This is a genomic window from Streptomyces sp. CB01635, assembly GCF_002803065.1.
Classification (GTDB): domain Bacteria; phylum Actinomycetota; class Actinomycetes; order Streptomycetales; family Streptomycetaceae; genus Streptomyces.
Genome location: NZ_NNBL01000014.1, coordinates 94,237 through 119,899 on the forward strand (window position 1 = coordinate 94,237; position 25,663 = coordinate 119,899).

The window sequence follows — 25,663 nt, forward strand, 5'->3', positions numbered from 1 at the left end:
TGGTGAGGCTGTCCTGGTCAGCTGGTCAGCCTACGCACTACGGGGAGTGACACGGAGTACCGCTTTCCCTACGAGGTGTAGCCGTCCGCCACGGTCAGCGCCTCGTCGAGAGCGGCGAGGCCCTCCTTGGCCTCGGCCTCCGTGACGTTGCACGGCGGGACCACGTGGGTGCGGTTCATGTTGATGAAGGGCCACAGGCCGTTCTTCTTGGCGGCGGCGCCGAAGGCGGCCATCGGCGCGTTCGCCGCACCCGCCGCGTTGTACGGGGTCAGCGGCTCGCGGGTGGCCTTGTCCTTCACCAGCTCCAGGGCCCAGAACATGCCGAGGCCGCGGACCTCGCCCACCGACGGGTGACGCTCCGCGAGGTCGCGCAGCGCCGGGCCGATCAGTGTCTCGCCGAGGTGGGCGGCGTTCTCGACGACGCGCTCCTCCTCCATGACGTTGATGGTGGCGACGGCGGCGGCGCAGGCCAGCGGGTGGCCGGAGTAGGTGAGGCCGCCCGGGTAGGGGCGCTTGCCGAACGTGTCGGCTATGGCGCCGGAGATGGCGACGCCGCCGAGCGGGACGTAGCCCGAGTTCACACCCTTGGCGAAGGTCATCAGGTCGGGCACGACCTCGTAGTGGTCGGCGGCGAACCACTTGCCGGTACGCCCGAAGCCCGCCATGACCTCGTCGAGGATGAAGACGATGCCGTGCCGGTCGCACAGCTCGCGCACGCCCTGGAGGTAGCCGGGCGGCGGCGTCATGATGCCGGCGGTGCCGGGCACGGTCTCCAGGATGATCGCGGCGATCGTGGCCGGGCCCTCGAAGACGATGGTGTCCTCGAGGTGCTGGAGCGCGCGCTCGCACTCCTGCTGCTCGGTCTCCGAGTAGAACGGGGAGCGGTAGAGGAACGGCGCCCAGAAGTGGACGACGCCCGCCGCGCCCTGGTCGCTCGGCCAGCGGCGCGGGTCGCCGGTCAGGTTGATCGCGGTGGAGGTGGCGCCGTGGTACGAGCGGTAGGCGGAGAGCACCTTGTGACGGCCCGTGTGCAGCCGGGCCATGCGGGTGGCGTTCTCCACCGCCTCGGCGCCGCCGTTGGTGAAGAAGATCTTGTCCAGGTCGCCGGGGGTCCGCTCGGCGATGAGGCGTGCGGCCTCGGAGCGGGCCTCGACGGCGAACGCGGGCGCGAAGGTCGTGAGGGAGGCGGCCTGCTCCTGGATCGCGGCGACGACCTTCGGGTGCTGGTACCCGATGTTCGTGAAGACGAGGCCGGAGGTGAAGTCGAGGTAGCGGTTGCCGTCGTAGTCCCAGAAGTACGAGCCTTCGGCGCCGGCGACGGCCAGCGGGTCGATGAGCTCCTGTGCGGACCAGGAGTGGAACACGTGCGCACGGTCCGCGGCCTTGACGGCGGCGCCGACCTGGGGATTCGGCTGAGGGGTCATGGGCCCGAGGGTAAATGTCCGCATGGTGGAAGGACCATCGGCGTCCTGTCTGTGGGACGGCCGCTAACGCGACACACTGTCGCCCTCGCCCGCAGGCACCGCTCCGGGGAACAGCGTCCGCACCGCTTCCTGCCACGGTCCGGCCGCCAGTTCGGGCCGCAGCACGGCGAGCCCGCCGCAGTACTTGCCGAACGCCACGGGCGCCACTCCGAACCGTGCAAGGAGCCGGTCCGCGTCCGTCGGCCGCCCCGGCGCACCCGCCTTGGTCTCCACGAGCACGGACCCGCCGTCCGCCCGTACCGCGCGCCCCTCACCCGCGTCGCGCACCACGAGCCCCGCGTCGCAGGTGAGCCGCTGCCCGTCGGCGACGAACGTCGCGCGCCGGTACTCGGTGACGACGCGGGCGGCCAACTCCTGCGGCGCCCCGATGCCGTACGTACCGCGCAGGACCCCGGTGACGAAGGCGCGCCCGGTGTCGTCGAGGGGGTCGTCGCCCTCTCCCAGGCGGGTCCGGTGCTTGACCGTCGCGCCGTCCGCGCCGCGCACCTTGAGCTCCAACTGCCGCCTCCCGCTGTCCTGGTAGAGCCGCTCCCTGATGCCGAAGCGGGGCGCGCGCTCCTGCGCGTGGTCGTGGAACGAACGCAGGGCGGGGGTGTCGTAGTGCGTCGAGCGGTATCCGAACCAGCGACGGCCGCCCACCGACAGGGTGCGGTAGGGGCCGCCCGGCCTGCGGGGGTCGGTGAGCAGGGCGGCGAAGTCCTGGAAGAGCTCGACGGGGACGAGATAGCTGTGGCCGTGGTGGCGCAGCAGCGGGGCCGCGGCGTCGGTCTCGTCGAGTCCGACGGGGCGGGCGGCGAGCGCGGCGCGCGCGAGGGCGCGGACGGCGACTGGCGTCCTGTTCAGCACACGGTCTCCTCGGTCGGGGGAGGTCGTAGACGTGAAGGGGTACGTCGTGACGTGGTCGTCGTGGGTCGTCGTGGGTCGTCGTGAAGTAGTACGTACCGGATCGCAAGATTGTTCCGTTTGGCGGAAATAAAATTCCGCGAGAGGGTCGGGTCGCTCGAATGCTATTGACAGCACACTGTCGTAATGACAGCATGCTGCCATCAGCAAGAGGTGAGATCCAGATATCAGGCAGCAACAGGTGACCGAGGTTCTGGAGGACGCCATGACGATCAACCGCACCGGGAAGCCCGTACACCTCGCCGTCTACGACACCCTCGCCGACTGGGAGTCGGGGCACGCGACCGCCCACCTCGCCCGCGGCGGTTACGGGATCCGCACCGTCGCGCTCGACGCCGGGCGGGCCGTCACCACCATCGGCGGCGTGCGCATCGAGCCCGACCTGGCCCTCGACGAGCTGCGCCCCGAGGACAGCGCGCTGCTGATCCTCACCGGCGCCGACCTCTGGGACACCGGCGCCGACCTCGCGCCCTTCGCCCGCAAGGCCCGCGCCTTCCTCGACGCGGGCGTGCCGGTCGCCGCGATCTGCGGGGCCACCGCCGGACTCGCCCGCGAGGGCCTGCTCGACGACCGGGCGCACACCAGCGCCGTCCCCATGTACCTGGACGCCACCGGCTACAAGGGCGGCGGGCGCTACGTCGACGCGGACGCCGTGACGGACGGCGGGCTGATCACGGCCGGGCCGACCGAGCCCGTCGCGTTCGCTCGCGAGATCCTCGGCGAGCTCGGGGTGTTCGAGGGGGAGTTGCTCGACGCCTGGTACCGGCTGTTCCACGACTCCGACGCGACGGCGTACGAGACCCTCCAGGGAGCGCAGGGGTGAGCAGGGCGCGGCAGGACCTGCTGAGCCGGACGGCGCTCGGCGTCTTCCGGCTCAACGGCCAGTTCCTGTCCGTCTCCGAGGAGCTGTCACGGCCCGCGGGGCTCACCGCCGCCCGGTGGCAGGTGCTCGGCGCGGTCCTGGCCGAGCCGCTGCCCGTCGCCGGCATCGCGCGCGTCATGGGCATCACCCGCCAGAGCGTCCAGCGCGTCGCCGACCTGCTCGTCACCCAGGGCCTCGCCGCCTACGAGCCGAACCCGGCCCACCGGCGCGCCAAGCTCCTGGCCCCCACCGAGGAGGGGCGCGCGGCGGTCGCGCGGATCGGCCCCGGTCACGCGGCCCTCGCGGACCGGCTCGCGAAGGCTCTCGGTGAGGACGAACTCGCCGCGACGGTACGGATGCTCGAACGGCTGTCGGCGGCCCTGGACGAGGTGACGGATCACCCCAGGGATCACCCGACGGCCCACCCTGTTACGGAACCGTAGACGCCGCCCCGCCCCCAGTGTCACAACCTCCCACTATTCTCAGGATGTTGGTCACACATGGGGGAGGGTGGCGCGACATGGAGAAGCTGGGGGCGGGAGATCCGCAGCGCATCGGTGCGTACCGGCTGCTGGCGCGGCTCGGGGCGGGCGGGATGGGCCAGGTCTATCTGGCGCGCTCGGACCGCGGGCGCACGGTCGCGGTCAAGCTGGTGCGCCAGGAGCTCGCCGAGCAGGAGGAGTTCAGGAACCGGTTCCGGCTCGAGGTGCAGGCCGCGCGGCAGGTCGGAGGGGAGTGGACCGCGCCGGTCCTCGACGCGGACACCGAGGCGGACATCCCCTGGGTGGCCACGGGTTACGTGGCGGGGCCCTCGCTCCAGACGGTCGTCTCGCACGACCACGGCGCGCTGCCCGAGCGCTCCGTGCGGATCCTCGCGGCGGGCCTCACGCACGCGCTCAAGGACATCCACACCGCGGGCCTCATCCACCGCGACCTGAAGCCGTCGAACGTCCTGGTGACGATCGACGGGCCCCGCGTCATCGACTTCGGCATCGCCCGCGCCCTGGAGACCGTGACGGACGGCGGCCTCACGAGAACGGGCGCCCTCGTGGGCTCGCCCGGCTTCATGGCCCCCGAGCAGGTGCGCGGCGACCGGATCACCCCGGCCTGCGACGTGTTCTGCCTCGGCTCGGTCCTCGCCTACGCGGCGACGGGCGCGCTGCCGTTCGGCACGGCCAACAGCGGGGTGCACGCCCTGATGTTCCGTATCGCCCAGGAGGAGCCCGACCTCGAAGGGCTCCCGGAGGGCCTCCAGGAACTCGTACGGGACTGTCTGCGCAAGGACCCCTCGGCCCGCCCGACCCTGGACCAGCTTCTGGAGCGGACCGGCGCCGAGGACACGCTCGGCGACGGCGGACGCACGCGTGACCCGTGGCTGCCTGGGGCGCTCGTGGCGCAACTGGGGCGGCACGCCGTGCAGTTGCTGGACAACGAGGACCCTGACGGTCCGACCGGGGCGACCTCCGGGAAGCCGCCCAGCCTCAACACGGAGAAGCCCGCGCCGGCCGGAACCGGAGACGGTGGCGGCGGTGGCGGTGAGACCACCCCTCCCCCGCCCGGCGCGCCCGGCGCCGCCCCCGTCAACCACCTGCCGACGATGGTCTCCCCCTCCGGCCCGCCCGCCCCCGCGCTCCCGCCGGCGCCGCCGCCCGCCTCCGCCGCGTACGGGTATCCGCACCCCCACCCCCAGGCACCCGTCTACGGCTACCCGCAGCAGGGCGGCTGGGGCGGGACGCCGCCCTACGGCCCCGGCTCCACACCCCCGTACGGCCCGGCTGTCGTCCCCATCGGCGCGCCTCAGCCGGAGCCGCGCCGCAGTGGGCGCTCCACGGCGGCGCTGATCGTGGTGGCGCTCGTCGTGGCGCTCGGCGCGGGCGGATCGGTGTACGCGCTGATGAAGGACGACGGCAGGACGACCTCCCAGAGCGATGACCCCAAGCAGCCGACGTCCGACGCGCCCACGAGCCAGGGACCGACGACCGGCGGGCCCAGCTCGCAGGACCCCGGGACATCGCAGCCGCCCAGTTCCTCCGAACCGCCCGCCGGCGGGGACGTGCCCACCGAGTTCCTCGGCACCTGGACCGCCTCGATCGACAACGGCACAGGCCACAACACCCGCCGTCTGAGCATCCAGCAGGGCAGCCCCGGGGACACGGTCCTGTCGATGACGGCGGACGGCCCGCTCAAGGGCGGCGGCACGTACCACTGCGTGTTCCAGGGCACGCTGGTGTCGGCGTCCGGCGGGACGCTGCGCATCGGCGCCACGGACGTCGTCTCGGGCCCCTCCGGTTCGTGCAGTCCGGGCAAGCCGAGCTCGGTCGAGGTGCTCTCGTCGGGCGAGCTGCGCCGCACGATGGACAACGGCGACGAACTGACGTACAGCAAGGGCTGAACACCCCGTCCGCTGGGCCGAGTTGAACGGAAGGGTGTCGTCTGGCGAACATCCGCCGACGCGCCCGCCGTTCCGCCCCCGGCCCGCCGCCCGTTTCGTACGGTGACCGCACGATCAAGTCGGTCACCCGTGCGAGGGGCTCATGAGCTGGTTCGATGTCGACGTCGTCATGGGTGGCGCCGGTGTGCTCATCGGCATCGCGTCCATCGCCGCGCCCGTGTGGATCGACCGCCGCGCGCCGCGCCGCAAGCGCATCGGCTACCGCAAGCAGATGGACACCGTCATAGGCGGCAGCAACCGCGCGGGCGCCAGCAACGTACGGCTCGGACTCTTCGACGAAATGCCTGAGATGTCCGATGCGACGCTCGTCCTGCTGCGCATCGAGAACGACGGCTCGGTGCCCATCGGCCGGGACGACTACACGGACTCGTCGCCGCACCACGGCCTGACCGCCGTGTTCGAGGACCGCATAGTCCGGGGCGTGGCCGTCACGCTGCCGCCCGAGGCGGAGCACCTGATGGGCCATTTCGACCAGGGTCCGGGACTGGTCAGTTCGGGCAGCGCGCTGCGCATCCCGCGGGTGCCGCTCAACCCCGGCGCGTACTACAAGCTCCTCGTCCTGCTCACCGGCGGACCGGTCGACAGCGACACCACCGTCCAGGGCGATGTCGAGGGCGGTGAGCTGCACGAGAACCACAGCGTCACGCCCGACGAGAAGCCCCCCGTGTTCGGCCTCTGGGCTCGCCGGGTGACCGGCCTCCTGAGCGCCTTCGTCATCGCGCTCGCGGCCCTCGCCCTGTGGCCCGACACCCCGCCGCCGCCCGACTATTGCGAGAAGGGCACGCTGACGGTCACCGGCTCGACGGCGTTCGCGCCGGTCGCCGAGGAGCTGAAGCAGAAGTACGAGGAGCACTGCCCGGACGTGACGATCACGGTCAGCGCCCACGGCAGCCAGACCGGCGTACGGGAACTCGCCCTAGGCGGCGCGCGGGGAACGGGGGCCGCCGGGCAGCCGGCCAAGGGGTCACCGGCCGTGGTCACCTTCTCCGACGGGCCGCGCCCCGCGAGCTACACCCAGCTCAGCGAGAACCACGTCGCCGTCTCCCTCTTCACGCTCGTCGTCAACGACCGGGTCCGGCTCAGGAACCTGCGGGTCGCCGACGTACGCCGCCTCTACCGCGGCGAGATCCGCTCCTGGGCCCAGCTCGGCGGCCCCGACCTGCCCGTCGTCCTGGTCAGCCGCACCTCGGGCTCCGGCACCCGCCGCGCGCTCCAGGACCGGGTCCTCGCCGGGGGCGAGGAGCCCCGCACCTCGTCGGACGACTGCACCAACAGGACGGTGCGGTCGGTGCCCGTACTGCGCTGCGAACTCGACTCCACCGAGCAGGTCCTGGACGCCGTGGCCCGCATCCCCGGAGCGCTCGGCTACAGCGAACTGCGCGCCGCCACCGAGCTGAAGGGCCTGCACCGCCTCTCCCTCGACGGCCACGCGCCGGACATCGACCACATCGAGTCGAGCGGCTACCCGTACCGCGAGATCGAGTTCGCCTACACCTACGGCCGCCCGCCCGCCGACTCCCTCGCCTCCAGCTTCCTGGCCTACGCGATCCGCGGCCCCGGCCAGGACGTCATCCGCACCCACGGCCATCTGCCGTGCGGGACGCCGGTGGGGCTGCGGATCTGCGGAAACGGGTGACGGTCCCGTTCCCCGTGACTCCCACAGAAAAAAAGCCCGATGGTGCCTACAACCTTCGGCCTCCGGCACGGGTCTCCTGATCACCAAAACCGCCATGCCGAGCCCGCCGCAGGAGAATCCGCCATGCCGAAGCACAAGCGCACCCCCGCCGTCAGACCGGGCCGTGGCCGCATAGCGGCCGCGACGGCCGCCGCGGCCGCACTCACCGGAGGCCTCGTCTCCCTGTCGGCCGGCGCCGCGTCGGCGACGCCCGGCGCCTCCGCGACACAGCCGCACGAGGCCGACTTCAACCTCGACGGCTACCCGGACGTCGCCGTCTCCTCCCCCGAGGCATCAGTCGGCGGCCACGCGAAGGCCGGGCAGATCACGGTGTTCTACGGCTCGGCGAACGGGATCAGCGCCGCGAAGCGCGCCACCCTCACCCAGAGTTCCACGGGCGTGCCGGGCACTCCCGAGTCCGGCGACCTCTTCGGATACGTCACCTCACCGGGCGACTTCAACCGTGACGGCTTCACCGACCTCGCCGTAGGCACCCCCTACGAGGACATGCCCGGCGACACCGACGGCGGGACCGTCACCATCCTGTGGGGCTCCTCCGGAGGGCTGAAGGGCGGCACCACCATCACGGACCCGGCGCCCACGAGCCACGACCGGTTCGGCTTCGACGTCGCGGCGGGCGACTTCGACGGCGACGGGAAGACCGACCTCGTGACGGCGGACAGCAGCAAGTCCGTCCGCGTCTTCAAGAGCGGCATCGCCAAGTCGGGCACGGTCGGCTCGGTCACCGCCGTCACCACCCCGGTGCGCGCGACCAGCCCGTACCACCTTCGCAAGCTCACGGCCGGCGACGTGAACGCCGACGGCAAGGACGACCTCGTCGTCAGCGGCAACAACGCCACCAGTGACGGCGACTACCTCGCCAACTTCTACCTGCCCGGCACGGCGTCCGGCCCGTCCGCCACCGCCACCGCCACCGCGCTGCCGGGCGGCGTGATCAGCGACATCGGTGACATCAACGGCGACGGCTTCGGCGACGTGGTCACCGGCCTGACCTCCGACTCGTCCAACTCCGAGGGGCAGCCCGGCACGTCCACCGGTGGCGACATCCACGTCACGTACGGCTCCGCCACCGGACCGGACGGCGGCACCACCGTGATCTCGCAGGACACCGCGGGCGTCCCCGGCACCGGTGAGGCGTCGGACCTGTTCGGCTGGGAGATCAGCGTCGGCGACATCACCGGCGACGGTCTCTCCGACATCGCCGTCGGCACCGTCGCCGAGGACGGCGCGGCCTCGGGATCGGGCGACAGCGGCGCCGTGACCGTCCTGTACGGCTCGGCCTCGGGCGTCACGGGAACCGGCGCCCAGACCTTCACCCAGGACACGGCCGGCGTTCCGGGCACCAGCGAGTACAAGGACGCGTTCGGCACCGACGTCCTGCTGTCGGACTTCAACGCCGACGGCAGGTCGGACCTGGCCATCGGTGTCGGCGGCGAGAACGAGGGCAACGGCGCGGTCACCGTCCTCAAGTCCAGCGGCGGCAGGATCACCACGACGGGCGCGGTGTCGCTCTCGCCCTCGGCGGTGGGCGTGTCCACGTCCGGCACACCGCAGTTCGGCTCGGTCTTCGGAGGCTGACCGCACACGCGAAGGCGCCCCGGCCCGCCGAAGCGGACCGGGGCGCCTGCTGTTCCGGGGCGCGGGGCCTAGAGGAACGAGTTGACCTCGATGGTCTCGGTGCGGCCGGGGCCGACGCCGATCGCGGAGATCGGGGCGCCCGACATCTCCTCCAGGGCCTTCACGTACGCCTGCGCGTTCTTCGGCAGGTCGGCGAAGGTCTTGGCCTTGGTGATGTCCTCGGACCAGCCCGGCAGGTACTCGTACACCGGCTTCGCGTGGTGGAAGTCGGTCTGGGAGTACGGGAGTTCCTCGACGCGCTTGCCATCGATCTCGTAGGCGACGCAGACCGGGATCTGCTCCCAGCCCGTGAGCACGTCCAGCTTGGTGAGGAAGAAGTCCGTCAGGCCGTTCACACGGGTCGCGTAGCGGGCGATGACCGCGTCGAACCAGCCGCAGCGACGGTCACGGCCGGTGGTGACACCGCGCTCGCCGCCGATGCGGCGCAGCGCCTCGCCGTCCTTGTCGAACAGCTCGGTCGGGAACGGGCCCGCGCCGACACGGGTCGTGTACGCCTTGAGGATGCCGATGACGCGGCTGATCTTCGTCGGGCCGACGCCCGCACCCGTGCAGGCGCCGCCCGCGGTCGGGTTCGACGACGTCACGAAGGGATACGTGCCGTGGTCGATGTCGAGCAGCGTGCCCTGGCCGCCCTCGAAGAGGACGACCTTGTCGTCGTCGAGCGCCTTGTTCAGGATCAGGGTGGTGTCGGCGACGTAGCCCTTGATCTGCTCCGCGTAGCCGAGCAGCTCCTCGACGACCTGCTCCGCCTCGATGGCGCGCCGGTTGAAGACCTTGGTGAGGAGCTGGTTCTTGCCCTCGAGCGCCGCTTCGACCTTCTGGGTGAGGATCGACTCGTCGTAGAGGTCCTGGACGCGGATGCCGACGCGGTTGATCTTGTCCGCGTAGGTCGGGCCGATGCCGCGGCCGGTGGTGCCGATCTTGCGCTTGCCGAGGAAGCGTTCCGTCACCTTGTCGACGGTCACGTTGTACGGCGTGATGATGTGCGCGTTGCCGCTGAGCAGCAGCTTCGACGTGTCGACGCCGCGCTCGTTCAGTCCACTCAGCTCGGAGAGCAGGACCGACGGATCGACGACGACACCGTTTCCGATGACCGGCGTGCACTCCGGCGAGAGGATCCCGGAAGGGAGGAGGTGGAGCGCATACTTCTGGTCGCCTACGACGACCGTGTGACCGGCGTTGTTGCCGCCCTGGTAGCGCACCACATAGTCCACGGATCCACCGAGCAGGTCGGTGGCCTTTCCCTTGCCTTCGTCACCCCACTGAGCACCGAGCAGCACAAGTGCGGGCACAGGCGTACACCCCTTCCGGGCGGGGCAAGACCAAGGTCAGGGGCCGTAGCCGCCTGTATGGGTGTGCCTTGGTGTGCCCCGGAATAGACGAAGCCCCTGGCGCAATAGCGCAAGGGGCTCTTGCACCAAGATGCTACCCGAGGAAGCGAGGCAGGACCGAGGTGGCGGCTTTTGACCAGCTACTGGTGGTCGTCGATCCGGTCGCCCGGCGTGCGGACGGCGAGTCGGTACGCATCGCGAAGGACGTGCTCGGCGCCGGTGCGACGGTGAAGGTGTGTCTGCCGGACGGGCCGGAGGAATTCGCGAAGGCCCTGGTCAGAAGGGGTTCCCGGCGGCCGGTGGTGATCGGGGACGACCGGGCGCTGCTGCGCGCGGTGGCTCTGCTGCACCGCGAGCGCGAGCTGGCGGGTTGTGTTCTCTCGCTCGTCCCGGTCGGAGCGAGCGTCTCGCTGGCGCGCTCCCTGGGTGTGCCGACCGGGGCGGTGGCGGCGGCGCGGGCGGCCCTGGAGGGCGTCGAGCGGCGGCTCGATCTGCTCGTCGACGACTCCGACGGGGTGGTTCTCGGGAATCTGCGGATCCCGCCGGTGGCGCACCCGGCGGCGCTGGGCTCCGACCCCGCGCACCACTGGCTGCGCACCTGCCAGTCCCTCGTCCGCACGCTGGCGGCTCGCCCGACGGCGCCCGCCCCGGGGCCGCAGCGGCTGCGGGTCGAGGCGGACGGGGTGACGCTGGTCGATCTGGACCGGCCGGTCGAGGGCGTGAGCGTGGCCCCCGACGCGGCGGGCCGGGCCAGCGTCGAGGTCAGGCCGTCCTCGGTGGGCGCGGAGGCGGGGCCCTTGCGGGTTCTCGCGCACACGGTGACGGTGTCGGGCCCGGACTTCCGCTACCGCGCGGACCAGGTGGTGGCCGGCCCCGTACGCACCCGCACATGGACGGTACGGGCGGGTGCGTGGGGGCTGACCTTGCCCGAGTGACGCGGCCGGTCAGTTCGACAGGTCCCGGCGGCGCAGGCCCGTCAGGCCCGCCGCGACGAAGACCACCGCGATCGGCGTGAGGGTCAGGACCGGGGTCCAGGCCATGTCGCCGCCCGGCAGCTTCGGCAGATGGCCGAACGGGGAGAGGTTCATGACCGACTGCGGGAGGTCGAACGCCGGACCGATCCAGCCGATCAGGAGCGCGATGCCCGCGACGGCCCAGGCCGCCACCGCCGCCCTCGGGAACACCCCGAACAGCAGCACCGCGAGGCCCCCGATGACCCAGATCGCGGCGAGCTGCGTGAGGCAGGCGCCCAGGACGGGGCCGAAGCTCTTCCCGTAGCCGATCCCGAGGCCGAGGCCGCCGACCACCATGATCAGCGCGGCCCCGCCGAACGCGATGACCAGATGGCCCGCCGCCCACCGCAGCCGGCCGACCGCCGCCGCGAGGAGCGGCTCGGCGCGCTGCGAGGTCTCCTCGCCGCTGAGGCGGAGGACCGACGACACGATGTAGAGCGCGGCGACCATGCCGAGCATGCCGACCATCGTGGCGAGGAACGCGTCCGTGACACCGGACTGGCCGCCCATCCGCTCGATGATGTCGCGCGTCTTCTGGTTGTCGCCGACGAGATCGGTCGCGCCCTGCGTCATCCCGCCGAACGCGATGCCGGCGACGAGGAACCCGGCGCTCCACCCGAACACGGTGCCGCGCTGGAGTCGCCAGGCGAGCGCGCCCGCCGTGCCGAGCCGGCCCTCGGCGGGGCCGGGACGGCTCGGCAGGAAGCTCATCCCGATGTCGCGCCGCCCCGCGAGCCCGTACGCGACCACACCCTGCGCGGCGACGCCCGCCACGAACAGGAGCAGCACCCACCAGCGCTCGTCCGCGAACGCCCGCGTGTTCTCCAGCCACCCGAGCGGCGACAGCCAGGTCAGTGCCGACGAACCCTCCGCCGTCCCCGAGTCCCCGGCCGCGCGCAGCACGAACGCCAGGCCGAGCACCGCCGACGTGAGGCCCTTGGCGAGGCGCGCGCTCTCCGTGAGCTGCGCGACGATCGCCGCCATCGTGGCGAACACCATGCCGGTCGCCGCGATCGCGAGCCCCAACGCCATGGCCCCGCCGCCTCCTTGGGAGGCGAGGCCGCCCGCGACCAGCAGCGCGGTGGCCGCGTTGGCCACGAGCGCCGCGAGCAGGGCAGCGGTCAGCGGGGCGCGCCGCCCCACCATCGCCGACGACACCAGCTCCTGCCGCCCGCTCTCCTCCTCGTCACGGGTGTGCCGTACGACGATGAGCAGGCTCATGATGGCGGCGAACAGCCCGCCGTAGACGCCGATGCGCCACGCGGTGAGTCCGCCGATCGAGTCGGCGAACACCGGACCGTACAGAGCGCGCATCGAGCTGTTCGTGACCATCGACTGCGCGATGTCGGCGCGCTCGGCGGCGGTGCTGTACACGCTCTTCAGCGAGCCCGGCATCGACAGGACCATCATGAGGATGACGGCCACCCAGACGGGGATCATGACGCGGTCGCGGCGCAGCGCGAGCCTCACCAGGGTTCCTGTGCCTGCGAGTTGGCGCGCTCCGGCGGCGCGGGGGACGAATCGCGTGTCGGCCACGGCGGCGGTCATCGCGACATCGCCCCTTCGACTGCGGCGCCGTCTGCACCATCGTCCTGGTAATGCCGCAGGAACAGCTCCTCCAGCGTGGGCGGGGTGCTGGCGAGCGACCGTACGCCGGAGCCGGTGAGCGAGCGGAGCACCGCGTCGAGCTTGTCGCTGTCGACCTGGAGCTTGACGCGCAGGCCCTGGACGTCCAGGTCGTGCACGCCGGGGAGCTGGGCGAGTCCGTTGGGCGCGGAGGCCAGTTCGGCGGTGACGCTGGTGCGGGTCAGGTGCCGCAGCTCGCTGAGCGAGCCGGTCTCGACCGTACGGCCCTTGCGGATGATGCTGATCCGGTCGCAGAGCGACTCGACCTCGCTGAGGATGTGCGACGACAGCAGCACGGTCCGGCCCCGCTCGCGGGCGGACTCCTTGACGCACTCCTGGAAGACCTCCTCCATCAGCGGGTCGAGGCCGGAGGTCGGCTCGTCGAGGATGAGGACGTCGACGTCGGACGCGAACGCGGCGACCAGGGCGACCTTCTGCCGGTTGCCCTTGGAGTAGGTGCGGCCCTTCTTGGTCGGGTCGAGCTCGAACCGCTCGATCAGGTCCGCCCGGCGCGCCTTGTCGAGGCCGCCCGCCCGTCGCCCGCCATGCAGCCGCCCGTAGAGGTCGATCACCTCGCCGCCGCTGAGGTTGCGCCACAGCGTGACGTCGCCCGGCACGTACGCGACCTTGCGGTGCAGGGCGACGGCATCGGCCCAGGGGTCGCCGCCGAGCAGCTGCACCGCGCCGGAGTCGGCGCGCAGCAGGCCGAGCAGGACGCGGATGGTGGTGGACTTCCCGGCGCCGTTGGGGCCGAGGAAGCCGTGCACCTCGCCGGCCTCGACGTCCAGATCGAGGCCGTCCAGAGCATGCGTCTTGCCGAACGACTTGTGCAGTCCGGAGACGGTCATTGCCTTCGTCATGTTTCAGAACGTACGCTACTTTCACAAACTTGTGAAGTTAAGGAAGCGTATAAACTTGAGGCTGCACGTCACCCAGGGGAGATGATCGGGACATGAGCGCGACGAAGGACGGCGACGGCGCCAGCGGGGCGGACCAGGACGGCGTCGAGGCGGCGGTGTCACGCTTCGTGGAGCGGTTCGCCGCGGAGATGACCGAGGCCGGGATGCAGCGGATGGCCGCCCGCGTCTTCGCCTCGCTGCTCGCCTCCGACGAGAGCGCGCTGACCTCCGCCGAGCTCTCCGAACGACTGCAGATCAGCCCGGCGGCGGTGTCCGGGGCCGTGCGCTATCTGACGCAGGCGGGCATGGTCGGCCGCGAGCGGGAGCCCGGCTCGCGCCGCGACCGCTACCGGCTCCACAACGACCTGTGGTTCGAGACGTTCACCCGCCGCGACCAGCTCCTCGCGCGCTGGGAGAGGGTCCTGCGCGACGGGGTGGAATCACTGGGCCCGGACAGCCCCGCGGGCCTGCGCATCGCCGAGACGGCGGCGTTCATGGAGTTCCTGGACGGCGAGCTGAAGGGCCTGATGAAGCGGTGGCACGCACACCGCGAGACGCTCGACCTCGGCCCCCGGAGCTGATGATCCCCTCTGTACGCCGACTGCTTACGCGGGCCTGACCAGCCGCGCCTCGTACGCGAAGACCGCCGCCTGGGTGCGGTCCCGCAGGCCCAGCTTCACGAGGACGCGGCTGACATGGGTCTTGATGGTCGATTCGGCGACGACGAGCCGTTCGGCGATCTCCGCGTTCGACAGGCCCTGGGCGATCAGGACCAGCACCTCCGTCTCGCGCTCCGTCAGCTCGCCGAACGCCCCCGGGTTCGCCACCGCCGGCAGCTTCGGGATCTCGGAGAGCTTGGAGAACTCCGTGATCAGGCGGCGGGTGACCGAGGGGGCGAGTAGGGCCTCGCCCTCGGCCACCACCCTTACGCCGTCGGCCAGTTGGCGGGCCGAGGCGTCCTTGAGGAGGAAGCCGGAGGCGCCCGCGCGCAGCGCCTGGTAGACGTACTCGTCGAGGTCGAAGGTGGTCAGGACGAGCACCTTCGCGCCGCGGTCCATGGCGGCGATCTCGCGGGTGGCCTCGATGCCGTTCAGCTCCGGCATGCGGATGTCCATGAGGACGACGTCCGGGGAGAGTTCACGGACCCGGGCGACGGCCTCACGGCCGTTGACCGCCTCGCCGACGACCTCGATGTCGGGCATCGCGTTGAGCAGCACCGAGAAACCCTCGCGGACCATCATCTGGTCGTCGGCGATCAGTACGCGGATGGTCATGCGGGGTCTCCCGACTGGTCCGTCGCCGTCGTCGGCTGTGGCGCGGGCTCCGGTGTCGCCACCGGCACGAACGCCGCCACCTCGTAGCCGCCGTCCGCCGTCGGGCCGGCCGTCATCTCGCCGCTCAGCATCGCGATGCGCTCCCGCATGCCGGTGATCCCGTGGCCCGCGCCCGGCGACGGCTTGACCAGCCCCGTCGGCGGGCCGTTCACGATGCGCAGGCCGAGCCCCCCGAGGACGTACGACACCTCGACGCGCGCCTCGGCGCCGGGCGCGTGCCGCAGCGCGTTGCTCAGCGCCTCCTGCACGATGCGGTACGCCGACAGCTCGACGCCCTGCGGCAGGTCACGGACCGCGCCGGTGACCGTCTGCCCGACCCGGAGCCCGGCCTCCCCGACGTTCTCCAGGAGCCGGCCGAGGTCCGCGAGCGTGGGCTGCGGGGCGTCGGGCGCCTCATAGTCCTCGGCCCGTACGACGCCCAGGACCCGGCGCAGCTCGGTGAGCGCCGCCACCGCGTTCTCGCGGATCGTGACGAACGCCTGCTCCAGCTCCGGGGGCGGGTTCTCCACACGGTAGGGCGCGGCCTCCGCCTGGATCGCGACGACCGACATGTGGTGCGCGACGACGTCGTGCAGTTCGCGGGCGATGTTCGTGCGCTCCTCCAGGAGCGTGCGCTTGTCCCGCTCCACCGCCGTGACCTGGCGCTGCGCGGTCATCTCCACCTTCGCCTCGCGCCTGACGTGCACCGACGTGGTGACGAGGAGGGCGAGCGCGGAGACGAAGAGCATCGGCGCGGTGTCCGGGTCCATGCTGTACCAGAAGACCGACGCGAAGAAGCCGAAGGCGGCCGTGCCCGCCCACATCCAGGCCGCCGTGCGGGGCCGGGTCCTGGCCGCGACCACCGTCATCACGACGAGGTGCGCGAAGAACCCGGCGGGCGCCCACGGAGCGCCGAATCCGTCCCCTCCCATGATCGCGACGAACGGCGTCGACACGAGGGATATCCACCATGCCCCGACCGGCCTGATCAGCGTCATCGCCACGGCGAGTGCCGGGATGAACCCGGACAGCGCGTGGATCACGTCGCCGCCCATCGCGTCGCCGACGGCGAATGCGATCAGCAGCGTGAACAGGGCGGCGCCCAGGACCACGGCGTGCGGAGTCCACACCGCGTAGCGGCGCAGCCGCTCCGGCAGCCGCCCGATCAGCGGGCCGTCCGGGGAGCACGGCGGCAGCGGGCGGTAGGCGAAGGGATCCTTGAACAGGTCCTGCCGCAGGCCGCTCAGCGCGCCGGCGGCGAGACGGTACTCGGGGCTGCGGCTCTTGGCCCCCGTCGGCATCGTCTGGGTCTGGGTTTCGGTCACGTACAGCACCGTAAGCGGCGGCCCGCCCCGAAGGCGTCCCACGGGAGGAGGGTCCTGGGCCCTCCGTCGCAGGTACTACACGCTCCCGCCAGGGCCGGGCGCCGTCACCACGCCAGCTGGGCGATCTCCTCAGCCACCACGGCGCACGCGTCCGCGGCGGGGTCGATCAGCGGGAAGTGGCCGACGTCCTCCAGGAGCGTGAGCCCCACGACCTCGCCCGCCTTCGCCGCCGCGTCCGCGTAGGCCTCCGCGACCGCGTACGGCACCGTCGTGTCCGCCCGTCCCTGCACCAGCGTCGTCGCGATGCCCGTGGGAAGCAGCGCGGCCGGGTCGGCGTACGGCAGGCGCTCCTCGAACACGGCCTTGCCGCCCAGGAATTGGGCGGGTGCGCCGGAGCAGACGTCGAGGTCGCGAGCCGTCACGAAGTCGGCGATCGGGGCGAGCGCGACGACGCCGCGCAGCGGTGCGGGGGCGGCGGTGCGCCAGGGCGCGTCCTCGGGCAGCAGATGCCGCGCGGCGGCCCACAGAGCGAGCTGCCCGCCGGCCGAGTGCCCCACCACGACGGTGCGCCGCGGGTCACCCTGCGGCAGCACTTCCCGTACGAGGCCGGGGAGTGCGTCGAGAGCGGCGGCGATGTCGTCGAACGTCTCCGGCCAGCGCCCCGCCACCGGAGCGGTACCGCCCTGCTGGGGCAGTGAACTGCCGCGCCGGTACTCGACGTTGGCGACCGCGAAGCCGCGCCGCGCGAGGAAGTCGGCGAACGGCGTGAGGTGCTGCCGGTCGTAGGGCGCGCGCCACGCGCCGCCGTGCAGGAGCACCACCAGGGGCGCGGATTCCGCGCCGTCGCGGGGCGCGTAGAGGTCGACGACCTGGTCCGGGTGATCCCCGTACGCGGCGGTGACGTCTGGCGGGACCACGGGGTGCGAGAAGGCCGATGCCTCTTCGGCCTCGTCGCGGGCGGCGGCATCGTCCGGCATGCTCCAACCTCTCAGCGTCACGGCGGAATTGGAAAGTATGCGGACGCTACCAGGCCGGTGACGTGGGCGGACACACACCGTAACCGGATAAACGGTTCCCCTGTGCCGTTACCCTGACCGTATGCCCGAACAAGCAGAGCCCGGGACCGCCCCTTCGGACCCCGCCACCGTGCAGGCGGAGCCCGGCACCGTCCGTCCCGGCGGGCGCACGGCGCGGGTGCGCGCCGCCGTCCTCGACGCCGCCGGTGACGTGCTTGCCGAACAGGGCTTCGCCCATCTCGACCTGGCGGACGTCGCCCGGCGCGCGGAGGTCGGCAAGACGACGGTGTACCGGCGCTGGGGCTCGGTCACGGGGCTCGTCGCCGATCTGCTCGCCGACATGGCCGAGCAGTCGCTGCCGCGCACCGACACCGGGGCCCTGCGCGGCGACCTGCGGGCCAACGCCCGCCTGGTGCGGCGCGCGTTGGCCGACCCCCGCCAGGGCGCCCTGTTCCGGGCCGTCATCGCCGCCGCGGCCTGCGACGAAAAGACGTCGGCGGCGCTGCGCCGCTTCTACGAGGTACGGGTCGCCGAGTGGGCTCCGTGCGTGGAACAGGCCGTGCGGCGCGGCGAGTTGAGGGCCGGCACGGACGCGGCGGCCGTCGTGCGGGCCGTGTCCGCGCCCCTGTACTACCAGCTCCTGACGGCCGGATCCGCGCCGACCGAAGCCGACGCGGACCAGGCCGCCGACGCCGCCGTCGCGGCGGCGGAAGCGGGCGTCTACACCGCCTGAGGCGCCTCTACGCCGCCGCGGCCGCCAGCTGATCCGCGAGGACCCGCGCGGCCCGCTCCACCTCGGCGAACCCGAGATACAGCGGGGTGAAGCCGAACCGGAGCACGTCGGGCGCGCGGAAGTCACCGACCACACCCACCGCGATCAGCCGCTCCATGACGGCCCCGGCGTCGTCGGCACGCAGCGCCACCTGGCTGCCGCGCTCGGCGTGCGCCGCCGGCGTCACCGACTCGACCCGCCCCGCGGGCACGTACGCCTCGACGCACTCCAGGAAGAAGTCGGTCAGCGCGAGCGACTTGGCGCGCACCGCGTCCACCGACACCCCGTCCCACACGTCGAGCGCCGCCTCCAGGGCGAGCATGGACAGGATGTCGGGAGTGCCGACCCTGCCTCGCACCGCCCCGTCCCCGGCCTCGTACGAGGGCCGCATCCCGAACGGCTCGGTGTGCGAGTTCCACCCCGGCAGCGGTGAGTCGAAGCGGCTCTGCAGATCACTGCGCACATACAGGTACGCGGGTGAACCCGGGCCGCCGTTCAGGTACTTGTACGTGCAGCCGACCGCGAGGTCGACCCCGTGCCGGTCGAGCCCGACCGGCAGCGCGCCCGCGCTGTGGCACAGGTCCCAGACGGACACGGCGCCCGCCGCGCGCACCGCGGCGGTCAGCGCGGGCAGGTCGTGCAGGCGGCCCGTGCGGTAGTCGACGTGGTTGAGGAGCACCGCGGCCGTACGGTCGCCGAGCGCGCCCGGGACCTCCGCCGGGGTCAGCGGACGCAGCGTGCAGCCCGTCATCCGGGCGGCGGACTCGGCGATGTACCCGTCCGTCGGGAACGTCGTCGCGTCGACGAGGATCTCGTCGCGCCCCTCACCGGCCAGGCGCACCGCGCCCACCAGCGCCTTGAACACATTGACGCTGGTCGAGTCGCCGACGACGATCTGTCCCTCGGCGGCGCCGACGAGGGGCGCGATCCGGTCGCCGATCCGCTCCGGCGCCGTCCACCAGCCCGACTCGGTCCAGGAACGGATGCGCAGCTCCCCCCACTGCCGGCGCACGACGTCCTCGACGCGCCCCGGCACCTGCGCGGGGAGCGCGCCGAGCGAGTTGCCGTCGAGGTACACGCTGTCGCCGGTGTCGTCCAGGACGAAACGCTCGCGCAGCTTGCCCAGCTCGTCGGCGGCGTCCAGCTCCAGCGCCTTACCGGCAAGCGCAGTGACGTCAGACATGGGACCTCGCTGTCCACAGCTCGGGGAACACGTTCTTCTGCGCGCGCTTCTCCAGCCAGGCCACGCCCGCGGAGCCGCCCGTGCCCGTCTTGGCGCCCATCGCCCTGCGGGTCGCCACCAGATGGTCGTTGCGCCATCGCCACACCAGCTCGGCGACGTCGGTGAGGGCCTCGCCGAGGCGGGCGAGCTCGTCGCCCTCGTCACCGGCGTACAGCGCGGTCCACACGGCCTCGACCTCGGGGGACGGCTCGTACTTCTGCGCCACGTCCCGCTTGAGCACGGCCTCGGGGACGGCGTGGCCGCGGCGGGCCAGCAGCCGCAGCACCTCGTCGTACAGGCTCGGCTCCTCCAGGGCCTTCTCCAGCTCCGCGTACACGCGCGGCGCGCCCCGGTGCGGGACGAGCATGGAGGCGGACTTCTCGCCGAGCAGGAACTCCATGCGCCGGTACATCGCCGACTGGAAGCCGGAGCCCTCGCCGAGGGCGGCCCGGTAGGAGTTGAACTGCGCGGGGGTCAGCTGGCCGAGCGGGCGCCACGACGCGTTCAGCGCGTCCAGCTCGCGCACGGAGCGCTTCAGGGCGGCCACCGCGGTCGGCACGTCGTCGCCGCGCAGGGCCCGCGACGCGGTCTCCCACTCGTGGACGATGACCGTGAACCACAGCTCCATCACCTGGGTCGTGACCAGGAAGACCATCTCTCCGGGGTCGTCGGAGCGGGTGTGCTGGAGGTGGGTGAGGACGTCGGCCTGGACGTAGTCCTCGTAAGGGGTGGTTCCCGCAAAGTCGAGATACGGCGTCTCTGGCTCGTTCGACTCGTGAGCCTCGTGGGACATCGCTGTCTCCTTGAACGTACTCCGGGTAGCGGTCCGCCCCTGCCGAATTCCGGCACGGGGGCCCCGGTCCCCACCGGCATCCTCCGCAATCGTCCCCCGAAACGGCAAGGCCCGCCCGGTCACATCGTCACGGGCGGGCCTGGAGGAAGTGCGGAAACCTAGCCCAGGGTCTGGGCCGCGGCGGGCGAGGAGTCCTTGAGGAACTGCGCACAGCGCTCGTACTCCGCCTGCTCGCCGATGGACTGCGCGGCGCGCGCGAGGGCGTGCAGGGCACGCAGGAAGCCGCGGTTCGGCTCGTGCTCCCACGGCACCGGGCCGTGGCCCTTCCAGCCCGCGCGGCGCAGGGAGTCCAGGCCGCGGTGGTAGCCGGTGCGGGCGTACGCGTACGACTCGACGACGCTGCCGCGCTCGTACGCCTCGTCGGCGAGACGCGCCCAGGCGAGGGAGGAGGTCGGATACTTCGCGGCGACATCGGCGGGCGCCGTGCCGCTCGCGAGCAGCTCGCGCGGCTCCGGGTCGTCGGGCAGCTCGGTCGGGGGCGGTCCCCCGAGAAGGTTCTCGTGAAGGCTCATGGGTTCCAGTCTGCGCCATGACCGGCGGTGTGTTCCATGCCGGTGATCGCGAGCCTGCCCAGCGCCCGCACCAGGGCGTCCGCGCCCGCCTCGGCCTTGGCGCGCGGGCAGCCGACGTTCAGGCGGACGAATCCGGGCGCCCCGTAGGTGGTGCCCGGCATGATCGCCACGCGCTCCCGCTCGACGAGCTCCCGCTGGAGCGCGTCGTCGTCGACGCCGAGGGGACGCAGATCGATCCAGGCGAGATAGCCGGCCTGCGGCGGCCGCCACCCGAGCCCGGGGAACGCGGCGTCCAGCCGCTCCGCGAGCATCGCCAGGTTCCCGTGCGTGTACTCCCGTACGCCGTCCAGCCACGCCCCGCCCTCGCGGTACGCGGCGATGTGCGCGGTCAGCGACAGGACGGCCGGCGAGGCGAGGCCCTCCGCGGTGTCCATGCGCCGCACGAACTCGGCGTGGTCCTCCGGATCGCCGACGAAGCCGTAACTCCCGCTCAGGGCAGGGAAGTTGAAGGCCTTGGTGGCGGAGGTGACGAGCGCCCAGCGCAGGCCCTCGCCGTACGGCGTCCACGGGCGGTGGACGTGGCCGGTGTGCGTGAGGTCGGCGTGGATCTCGTCGCTGATGACGGCGACCGAGTGGCGCCGGGCGAGGTCCGCGATCCGGGTCAGCTCGGCGTCCGTCCACACCTTGCCCGTGGGGTTGTGCGGCGAGCACAGGATCAGGACCCGGCTGTCGGGCCGCGCCAGCTCCCGCTCCAGACCCGCCCAGTCGTCGACACCGGCGGTGCGCATCTTGCGGCCGAGCCCGGTGACCGCCTTGCGGAAGCCGTCGTACGTGGGGGTGTGCAGGACGACGCCGTCGCCGGGCCGCGTCCACATGCGCAGGAGCTGGGCTATCTGGTTGAGCACGGACGGGGCGTACACGAGCCCGTCCACGTCGACCTCGGTGCCGTACCGGGTCGCGAACCAGTCGCGCACGGCGCCGCGGAAGTCGTCGTGCCGCCAGTCCGTGTACCCGAACACGCCGTGCGCGAGCCGGGCCCCGAGCGCCGCGAGGACCTCGGGCGCGCAGGCGAAGTCCATGTCGGAAATGGTGAACGGCAGCAGATCGGGCAACGCGAACCGGTCCGCGACCCCGTCCCACTGGACGCACCACGTGCCGCGCCGGTCGACCGGGGTGTCGAAGTCGTAGCGCACAGTCATCTCCCTCGGGGTACGCCGGAGGCCCGGCACCCCAGGAGGGATGCCGGGCCCCGGTGACCAGCCTCGTACTACTTGAGCTTCGTGCCCGTGGAGCGCAGGTTCGCGCAGGCCTCGGAGACGCGCTTGGCCATGCCCGCCTCGGCGGACTTGCCCCAGGTGCGCGGGTCGTACTGCGACTTCACGCCGACCTCGCCGTCGACCTTCAGGACGCCGTCGTAGTGGCGGAACATGTGGTCCGCGACCGGACGCGTGAAGGCGTACTGGGTGTCGGTGTCGAGGTTCATCTTCACGACGCCGTTCTCCAGCGCCGTCGCGATCTCCTGCTCGGTGGAGCCGGAGCCGCCGTGGAAGACGAAGTCGAACGGCTGCGACCCGGCCGTCTTGCCGTACTTGGCGCCGACGCCCTCCTGGAGGTCCTTGAGGAGCTCCGGACGCAGGACGACGTTGCCCGGCTTGTACACGCCGTGCACGTTGCCGAAGGACGCGGCGAGCAGGTAGCGGCCCTTCTCGCCCAGGCCCAGGGCCTCGGCGGTGCGGATCGCGTCGTCGACGGTCGTGTACAGCTCGTCGTTGATCTCGTGGCTGACGCCGTCCTCCTCGCCACCGGTCGGGGTGATCTCGACCTCGAGGATGATCTTCGCGGCGGCGGCCTTCGCGAGCAGCTCCTGGCCGATGGCCAGGTTGTCGGCGAGGGTCTCCGCGGAGCCGTCCCACATGTGGGACTGGAACAGCGGGTTGCGGCCGGCCTTGACGCGCTCGGCGGAGATGTCGAGCAGCGGGCGCACATAGCCGTCCAGCTTGCCCTTGGGGCAGTGGTCGGTGTGCAGCGCGACGGTGACGTCGTACTTCTCGGCGATGATGTGCGCGTACTCGGCGAGGGCCACGGCGCCCGTCACCATGTCCTTGTTGTACTGGCCGCCCAGGAACTCCGCACCACCGGTGGAGATCTGGATGATGCCGTCGCTCTCGGCCTCCGCGAAGCCGCGCAGCGCAGCGTTCAGGGTCTGCGAGGAGGTCACGTTGATGGCCGGGTAGGCGAACTTGCCGGCCTTCGCCCGGTCCAGCATCTCGGCGTAGACCTCGGGAGTTGCGATGGGCATGTGTCCGCTCCTTGGGATGTGCGGGTGTGTGCTGTCAGACCCTGACCTGGGGCCTCTCGTCTGGATCGGCCCCGGATGGCGACGTCATCGTCGCCCCCATCTTTCCAGACTTGCCGGACAGCTCCAGTACTGGTCGCGTACTGGGTCCGGCCCGTTGTCGACCGGCCTCAGTCGAGGCCCAGTTCGTCCTTGCCGTACGCGAACAGGTAGGGCACCCCGGCGCCCTCGGTGATCTTCTCGGCGGCACCGGTGGCGCGGTCCACGATCGTGGCGACGCCGACGACCTCGGCACCGGCCTCGCGCACGGCCTCGACGGCGGCGAGCGGGGAGCCGCCGGTGGTGGACGTGTCCTCGACGACGAGCACGCGGCGGCCGCTGATGTCCGGGCCCTCGACGCGGCGCTGCATGCCGTGCGCCTTGGCGGCCTTGCGGACCACGAAGGCGTCGAGGCGCTCGCCCCGGGCGGCGGCCGCATGCAGCATGGCGCCGGCGACGGGGTCGGCGCCCATCGTCAGGCCGCCCACGGCGTCGAAGTCGAGGTCGGCGGTCAGGTCGAGGAGCACCTGGCCCACCAGCGGGGCGGCCTCGCCGTCGAGGGTGATGCGGCGCAGGTCGATGTAGTAGTCCGCCTCCAGACCGGAGGAGAGCGTCACCTTGCCGTGCACCACGGCCTTGTCCTTGATCTGCTGGAGAAGCGCGTCGCGCACGTCGTTCGTCATGGCTAAGAGCTTAGAGCGCCCGCCACGTCCAGGTGGTCGACGCCTCAAGGGGCTCCACCGGGGTGACGAGGCGTGGCAGCGTGTTCAGACCGTCCGGCGGGCCGGTCTGCGGCTCCACGCACGCGGCCGCCTCCTGCTCGTCGTAGACGACGACCCACTGCTCCCGGCTCGCGATCCTGACCTCAAACTGCTGCGGCCAGGTCAGGGTCACGTCGACGCCGTCGGGCATGCCGAAGCAGTCGTCCCAGGGGCCGTCGGTGCGGTCGATCCGCTTGCCGGTGGGGAGGTGGTCGTCGCCGCGCTCCTCCTGCCAGGCCGGTGAGAACTCGACACGCGCGCCGTCGGCGGAGCCGTCGAGGGTCCGGTTGAACCAGGGGTGCCAGCCGGCCTGCGCGGGGAAGGAGTCGCCGTACGTCTCGATACCGAGCGTCAGCGTGAGCGAGTCCTCGGCGAGGCGCACCATCTGCGTGACGCGCCCGGTCCAGGGCCAGGGCTCCGCGAGGTCGTACGTGAAGACGGCCTCGTCGGCGCTCGCGCGGGCGGTCGTCCACTCGGCGTCGCGGGCGAAGCCGTGGATGGCGTGGGGCGGCGAGTTCAGGGGCATCTGGTACGTCTGCCCGCCGTCCCGGAACCTGCCGTCCCTGATGCGGCCGCACCACGGCACCATCGGGAAGCAGCCGTACCGCTCCCCCTGCCGGAGGAGTTCGGTGCCGCCGATCCGCAGGCTGCTCACGCGGCAGCCGTTGCCCGGCTGCACGGTCACTTCCGCGTCACCCGCGGTCAGCGTCGTTTCCTGGGTAGTCACGGGCCGACCTTACGTTTCGATCAGCGCCGGCGGCGCAGTACCCGGCCGACGACGATCGCTGACGCGACCACGAGGGCGGCGGCGGGCGCGGCCCAGCGAAGGGTGGCGGTGGCCGCCGTGGTCTCGGGCGCGGGCACGGGGGCGTACCGGCCGCGCGGCGGCGCGTGGTCGACCTCCTCGGCGCTGCGGCCGATCATGGTGCGGCGCGCGTGGGCGGCCTCGGCGGGCGGCGCTTCGGGGTCGAACCCGGCCTCCTCTGCGGCAGCCTCGGCTTCGGGGTCCAGCTCGGCGAAGGGGGCGAGCGAGGGCGGCGGGATCTCGGTCTCGAAGACGGAGGTGTGGTCCTCGTCCTCGGCGTCCGTGTCGGTGGCGTCTGCGGCGTCTGCGGCGTCCGCCGTGTCCTCGGCGGAGTCTCCCGCAGGGGCCGCGTCCTCCGCCCCCGGGTCCGTCCCCGGTTCCGCCGCCGTGCCGAGCGCCTCCGCGAAGCGGCTCAGGAGACGGCGCACCGCGGACTGCACGGCGTCCTCGGAGAGTTCGGCGACCCGGCCGTCCCCGCTGCCGGACGCGACGAACGTGACGTTCGAGCCGCCGGACGCGGCGGCGACCCGGACCGTCACCGCGAACTTCACGGACCCGGTGCCGCGCGCCTCGGTGCCGTCGCCCTCGACCGCGAACGCCCCGGTCTCCGTCTCGGTGACGCGCAGGGTGCCGCGGTAGGTGATGGTGTGGCCGCCGATGCGGAGCTTCAGCCTGCCGCCGTCGCCGGAGGCCTCCCGCTGAAGCCCGGGCACCGCCCTCGCCACCAACTCGGGGGCTGCCAGCGCGCCCCTCAACGACTCCGCCGGAACCGGAACGAACACCTCATGCTCCATGCCGCCCGAGCCTACCCACGCCCGGCCCCACGCGTCCCGTGTTCGGCCCGT

At 72.3% G+C, this 25,663-nt stretch carries 24 protein-coding genes; 8 read left to right on the forward strand and 16 right to left on the reverse strand.

The genetic code is table 11. The features are described 5' to 3' along the window. Positions 1-68 precede the first annotated feature (68 nt). Together CG723_RS28665 and CG723_RS28670 are read right to left on the reverse strand one after the other, a co-directional pair. Positions 69-1,424 carry an aspartate aminotransferase family protein gene (locus CG723_RS28665; RefSeq protein ID WP_100596389.1) on the reverse strand — a complete coding sequence of 452 codons (1,356 nt, stop codon included), beginning with the start codon at positions 1,422-1,424 and terminating at the stop codon, positions 69-71. A gap of 63 nt (positions 1,425-1,487) precedes the next feature. Next, complete coding sequence (locus CG723_RS28670) at positions 1,488-2,330, reverse strand: VTC domain-containing protein (protein ID WP_234374570.1); 843 nt, start codon at positions 2,328-2,330, stop codon at positions 1,488-1,490. 262 nt (positions 2,331-2,592) lie between these two features. On the opposite strand from CG723_RS28670, the gene CG723_RS28675 reads away from it, so the two are divergent. The 5 genes from CG723_RS28675 to CG723_RS28695 all read left to right on the forward strand — a co-directional run bounded on the left by CG723_RS28675 (position 2,593) and on the right by CG723_RS28695 (position 8,975). Then, positions 2,593-3,210 carry a DJ-1/PfpI family protein gene (locus tag CG723_RS28675; protein ID WP_100596531.1) on the forward strand — a complete coding sequence of 206 codons (618 nt, stop codon included), beginning with the start codon at positions 2,593-2,595 and terminating at the stop codon, positions 3,208-3,210. After that, positions 3,207-3,692, forward strand: a complete 486-nt coding sequence (locus tag CG723_RS28680; protein ID WP_100596390.1) for a MarR family winged helix-turn-helix transcriptional regulator — start codon at positions 3,207-3,209, stop codon at positions 3,690-3,692. The genes CG723_RS28675 and CG723_RS28680 overlap by 4 nt, the downstream gene beginning before the upstream one ends. 77 nt (positions 3,693-3,769) lie before the next feature. Beyond that, positions 3,770-5,641: a serine/threonine-protein kinase gene (locus tag CG723_RS28685; RefSeq protein WP_100596391.1), complete on the forward strand. Its 1,872-nt coding sequence runs from the start codon at positions 3,770-3,772 to the stop codon at positions 5,639-5,641. 142 nt (positions 5,642-5,783) lie between these two features. Beyond that, the gene (locus CG723_RS28690) at positions 5,784-7,337 is read left to right on the forward strand and encodes a substrate-binding domain-containing protein (RefSeq protein ID WP_100596392.1); all 1,554 of its coding nucleotides are present in this window, start codon (positions 5,784-5,786) and stop codon (positions 7,335-7,337) included. A gap of 123 nt (positions 7,338-7,460) precedes the next feature. Beyond that, positions 7,461-8,975: an FG-GAP and VCBS repeat-containing protein gene (locus tag CG723_RS28695; protein ID WP_100596393.1), complete on the forward strand. Its 1,515-nt coding sequence runs from the start codon at positions 7,461-7,463 to the stop codon at positions 8,973-8,975. A gap of 68 nt (positions 8,976-9,043) precedes the next feature. Here CG723_RS28695 and CG723_RS28700 read toward each other — a convergent pair whose 3' ends face one another. Beyond that, positions 9,044-10,327: an adenylosuccinate synthase gene (locus CG723_RS28700; RefSeq protein WP_100596394.1), complete on the reverse strand. Its 1,284-nt coding sequence runs from the start codon at positions 10,325-10,327 to the stop codon at positions 9,044-9,046. A 161-nt stretch (positions 10,328-10,488) separates the two neighbouring features. On the opposite strand from CG723_RS28700, the gene CG723_RS28705 reads away from it, so the two are divergent. Next, a complete protein-coding gene (locus CG723_RS28705) occupies positions 10,489-11,301 on the forward strand; it encodes a diacylglycerol kinase (protein WP_100596395.1) in 813 nt (270 codons plus the stop codon). Positions 11,302-11,310: 9 nt separating this feature from the next. Here the strand turns inward: CG723_RS28705 and CG723_RS28710 are convergent, their stop codons facing one another. Both CG723_RS28710 and CG723_RS28715 read right to left on the reverse strand, forming a co-directional pair. Beyond that, positions 11,311-12,927, reverse strand: coding sequence for an ABC transporter permease (locus tag CG723_RS28710; protein WP_100596396.1), 1,617 nt, complete (start codon positions 12,925-12,927; stop codon positions 11,311-11,313). Continuing rightward, positions 12,924-13,865: an ABC transporter ATP-binding protein gene (locus CG723_RS28715; protein ID WP_100596397.1), complete on the reverse strand. Its 942-nt coding sequence runs from the start codon at positions 13,863-13,865 to the stop codon at positions 12,924-12,926. The genes CG723_RS28710 and CG723_RS28715 overlap by 4 nt, the downstream gene beginning before the upstream one ends. A 92-nt stretch (positions 13,866-13,957) precedes the next feature. Here CG723_RS28715 and CG723_RS28720 point away from each other — a divergent pair, with 92 nt between their 5' ends. After that, positions 13,958-14,485 (forward strand): GbsR/MarR family transcriptional regulator, encoded by a 528-nt coding sequence (locus tag CG723_RS28720; RefSeq protein WP_100596398.1) that lies wholly within the window; start codon positions 13,958-13,960, stop codon positions 14,483-14,485. A 24-nt stretch (positions 14,486-14,509) separates the two neighbouring features. Here the strand turns inward: CG723_RS28720 and CG723_RS28725 are convergent, their stop codons facing one another. The 3 genes from CG723_RS28725 to CG723_RS28735 all read right to left on the reverse strand — a co-directional run bounded on the left by CG723_RS28725 (position 14,510) and on the right by CG723_RS28735 (position 17,519). Further along, the gene (locus CG723_RS28725; protein ID WP_100596399.1) at positions 14,510-15,178 is read right to left on the reverse strand and encodes a response regulator transcription factor; all 669 of its coding nucleotides are present in this window, start codon (positions 15,176-15,178) and stop codon (positions 14,510-14,512) included. Further along, positions 15,175-16,542 carry a sensor histidine kinase gene (locus tag CG723_RS28730; RefSeq protein ID WP_442802596.1) on the reverse strand — a complete coding sequence of 456 codons (1,368 nt, stop codon included), beginning with the start codon at positions 16,540-16,542 and terminating at the stop codon, positions 15,175-15,177. Before CG723_RS28730 ends, CG723_RS28725 begins: the two co-directional genes overlap by 4 nt. Positions 16,543-16,646: 104 nt before the next feature. Continuing rightward, complete coding sequence (locus CG723_RS28735) at positions 16,647-17,519, reverse strand: alpha/beta hydrolase (RefSeq protein WP_100596400.1); 873 nt, start codon at positions 17,517-17,519, stop codon at positions 16,647-16,649. A 121-nt stretch (positions 17,520-17,640) separates the two neighbouring features. On the opposite strand from CG723_RS28735, the gene CG723_RS28740 reads away from it, so the two are divergent. Continuing rightward, positions 17,641-18,291 carry a TetR/AcrR family transcriptional regulator gene (locus CG723_RS28740; RefSeq protein WP_100596401.1) on the forward strand — a complete coding sequence of 217 codons (651 nt, stop codon included), beginning with the start codon at positions 17,641-17,643 and terminating at the stop codon, positions 18,289-18,291. 7 nt (positions 18,292-18,298) lie between these two features. Here CG723_RS28740 and kynU read toward each other — a convergent pair whose 3' ends face one another. The 8 genes from kynU to CG723_RS28780 all read right to left on the reverse strand — a co-directional run bounded on the left by kynU (position 18,299) and on the right by CG723_RS28780 (position 25,612). Beyond that, positions 18,299-19,513 (reverse strand): kynureninase, encoded by a 1,215-nt coding sequence (gene kynU / locus CG723_RS28745; RefSeq protein WP_100596402.1) that lies wholly within the window; start codon positions 19,511-19,513, stop codon positions 18,299-18,301. Further along, positions 19,506-20,345: a tryptophan 2,3-dioxygenase family protein gene (locus CG723_RS28750; RefSeq protein WP_100596403.1), complete on the reverse strand. Its 840-nt coding sequence runs from the start codon at positions 20,343-20,345 to the stop codon at positions 19,506-19,508. The genes kynU and CG723_RS28750 overlap by 8 nt, the downstream gene beginning before the upstream one ends. Before the next feature lie 158 nt (positions 20,346-20,503). Next, complete coding sequence (locus CG723_RS28755; protein WP_100596404.1) at positions 20,504-20,917, reverse strand: DUF3151 domain-containing protein; 414 nt, start codon at positions 20,915-20,917, stop codon at positions 20,504-20,506. Continuing rightward, positions 20,914-22,116 carry a MalY/PatB family protein gene (locus CG723_RS28760; RefSeq protein WP_100596405.1) on the reverse strand — a complete coding sequence of 401 codons (1,203 nt, stop codon included), beginning with the start codon at positions 22,114-22,116 and terminating at the stop codon, positions 20,914-20,916. The genes CG723_RS28755 and CG723_RS28760 overlap by 4 nt, the downstream gene beginning before the upstream one ends. A 68-nt stretch (positions 22,117-22,184) precedes the next feature. After that, positions 22,185-23,216 (reverse strand): class II fructose-bisphosphate aldolase, encoded by a 1,032-nt coding sequence (gene fbaA / locus CG723_RS28765; protein ID WP_100596406.1) that lies wholly within the window; start codon positions 23,214-23,216, stop codon positions 22,185-22,187. 167 nt (positions 23,217-23,383) lie between these two features. Then, positions 23,384-23,935, reverse strand: coding sequence for an orotate phosphoribosyltransferase (pyrE, locus tag CG723_RS28770; RefSeq protein WP_100596407.1), 552 nt, complete (start codon positions 23,933-23,935; stop codon positions 23,384-23,386). 10 nt (positions 23,936-23,945) lie between these two features. Further along, complete coding sequence (locus CG723_RS28775; protein WP_100596408.1) at positions 23,946-24,740, reverse strand: aldose epimerase family protein; 795 nt, start codon at positions 24,738-24,740, stop codon at positions 23,946-23,948. Positions 24,741-24,760: 20 nt separating this feature from the next. Continuing rightward, complete coding sequence (locus tag CG723_RS28780) at positions 24,761-25,612, reverse strand: SRPBCC domain-containing protein (RefSeq protein WP_100596409.1); 852 nt, start codon at positions 25,610-25,612, stop codon at positions 24,761-24,763. Positions 25,613-25,663 lie beyond the last annotated feature (51 nt).

What these genes read in the sequence shown, in the direction of transcription:
- CG723_RS28665 (WP_100596389.1), bottom strand. Translation starts at nt 1,424, where the DNA reads ATGACCCCTCAGCCGAATCCCCAGGTCGGCGCCGCCGTCAAGGCCGCG.
- fbaA (WP_100596406.1), bottom strand. Translation starts at nt 23,216, where the DNA reads ATGCCCATCGCAACTCCCGAGGTCTACGCCGAGATGCTGGACCGGGCG.
- CG723_RS28755 (WP_100596404.1), bottom strand. Translation starts at nt 20,917, where the DNA reads ATGAGCCTTCACGAGAACCTTCTCGGGGGACCGCCCCCGACCGAGCTG.
- CG723_RS28685 (WP_100596391.1), top strand. Translation starts at nt 3,770, where the DNA reads ATGGAGAAGCTGGGGGCGGGAGATCCGCAGCGCATCGGTGCGTACCGG.
- CG723_RS28695 (WP_100596393.1), top strand. Translation starts at nt 7,461, where the DNA reads ATGCCGAAGCACAAGCGCACCCCCGCCGTCAGACCGGGCCGTGGCCGC.
- CG723_RS28675 (WP_100596531.1), top strand. Translation starts at nt 2,593, where the DNA reads ATGACGATCAACCGCACCGGGAAGCCCGTACACCTCGCCGTCTACGAC.
- CG723_RS28715 (WP_100596397.1), bottom strand. Translation starts at nt 13,865, where the DNA reads ATGACGAAGGCAATGACCGTCTCCGGACTGCACAAGTCGTTCGGCAAG.
- CG723_RS28760 (WP_100596405.1), bottom strand. Translation starts at nt 22,116, where the DNA reads ATGACTGTGCGCTACGACTTCGACACCCCGGTCGACCGGCGCGGCACG.
- CG723_RS28750 (WP_100596403.1), bottom strand. Translation starts at nt 20,345, where the DNA reads ATGTCCCACGAGGCTCACGAGTCGAACGAGCCAGAGACGCCGTATCTC.
- kynU (WP_100596402.1), bottom strand. Translation starts at nt 19,513, where the DNA reads ATGTCTGACGTCACTGCGCTTGCCGGTAAGGCGCTGGAGCTGGACGCC.
- CG723_RS28780 (WP_100596409.1), bottom strand. Translation starts at nt 25,612, where the DNA reads ATGGAGCATGAGGTGTTCGTTCCGGTTCCGGCGGAGTCGTTGAGGGGC.
- pyrE (WP_100596407.1), bottom strand. Translation starts at nt 23,935, where the DNA reads ATGACGAACGACGTGCGCGACGCGCTTCTCCAGCAGATCAAGGACAAG.
- CG723_RS28725 (WP_100596399.1), bottom strand. Translation starts at nt 15,178, where the DNA reads ATGACCATCCGCGTACTGATCGCCGACGACCAGATGATGGTCCGCGAG.
- CG723_RS28735 (WP_100596400.1), bottom strand. Translation starts at nt 17,519, where the DNA reads ATGCCGGACGATGCCGCCGCCCGCGACGAGGCCGAAGAGGCATCGGCC.
- CG723_RS28740 (WP_100596401.1), top strand. Translation starts at nt 17,641, where the DNA reads ATGCCCGAACAAGCAGAGCCCGGGACCGCCCCTTCGGACCCCGCCACC.
- CG723_RS28710 (WP_100596396.1), bottom strand. Translation starts at nt 12,927, where the DNA reads ATGACCGCCGCCGTGGCCGACACGCGATTCGTCCCCCGCGCCGCCGGA.
- CG723_RS28720 (WP_100596398.1), top strand. Translation starts at nt 13,958, where the DNA reads ATGAGCGCGACGAAGGACGGCGACGGCGCCAGCGGGGCGGACCAGGAC.
- CG723_RS28690 (WP_100596392.1), top strand. Translation starts at nt 5,784, where the DNA reads ATGAGCTGGTTCGATGTCGACGTCGTCATGGGTGGCGCCGGTGTGCTC.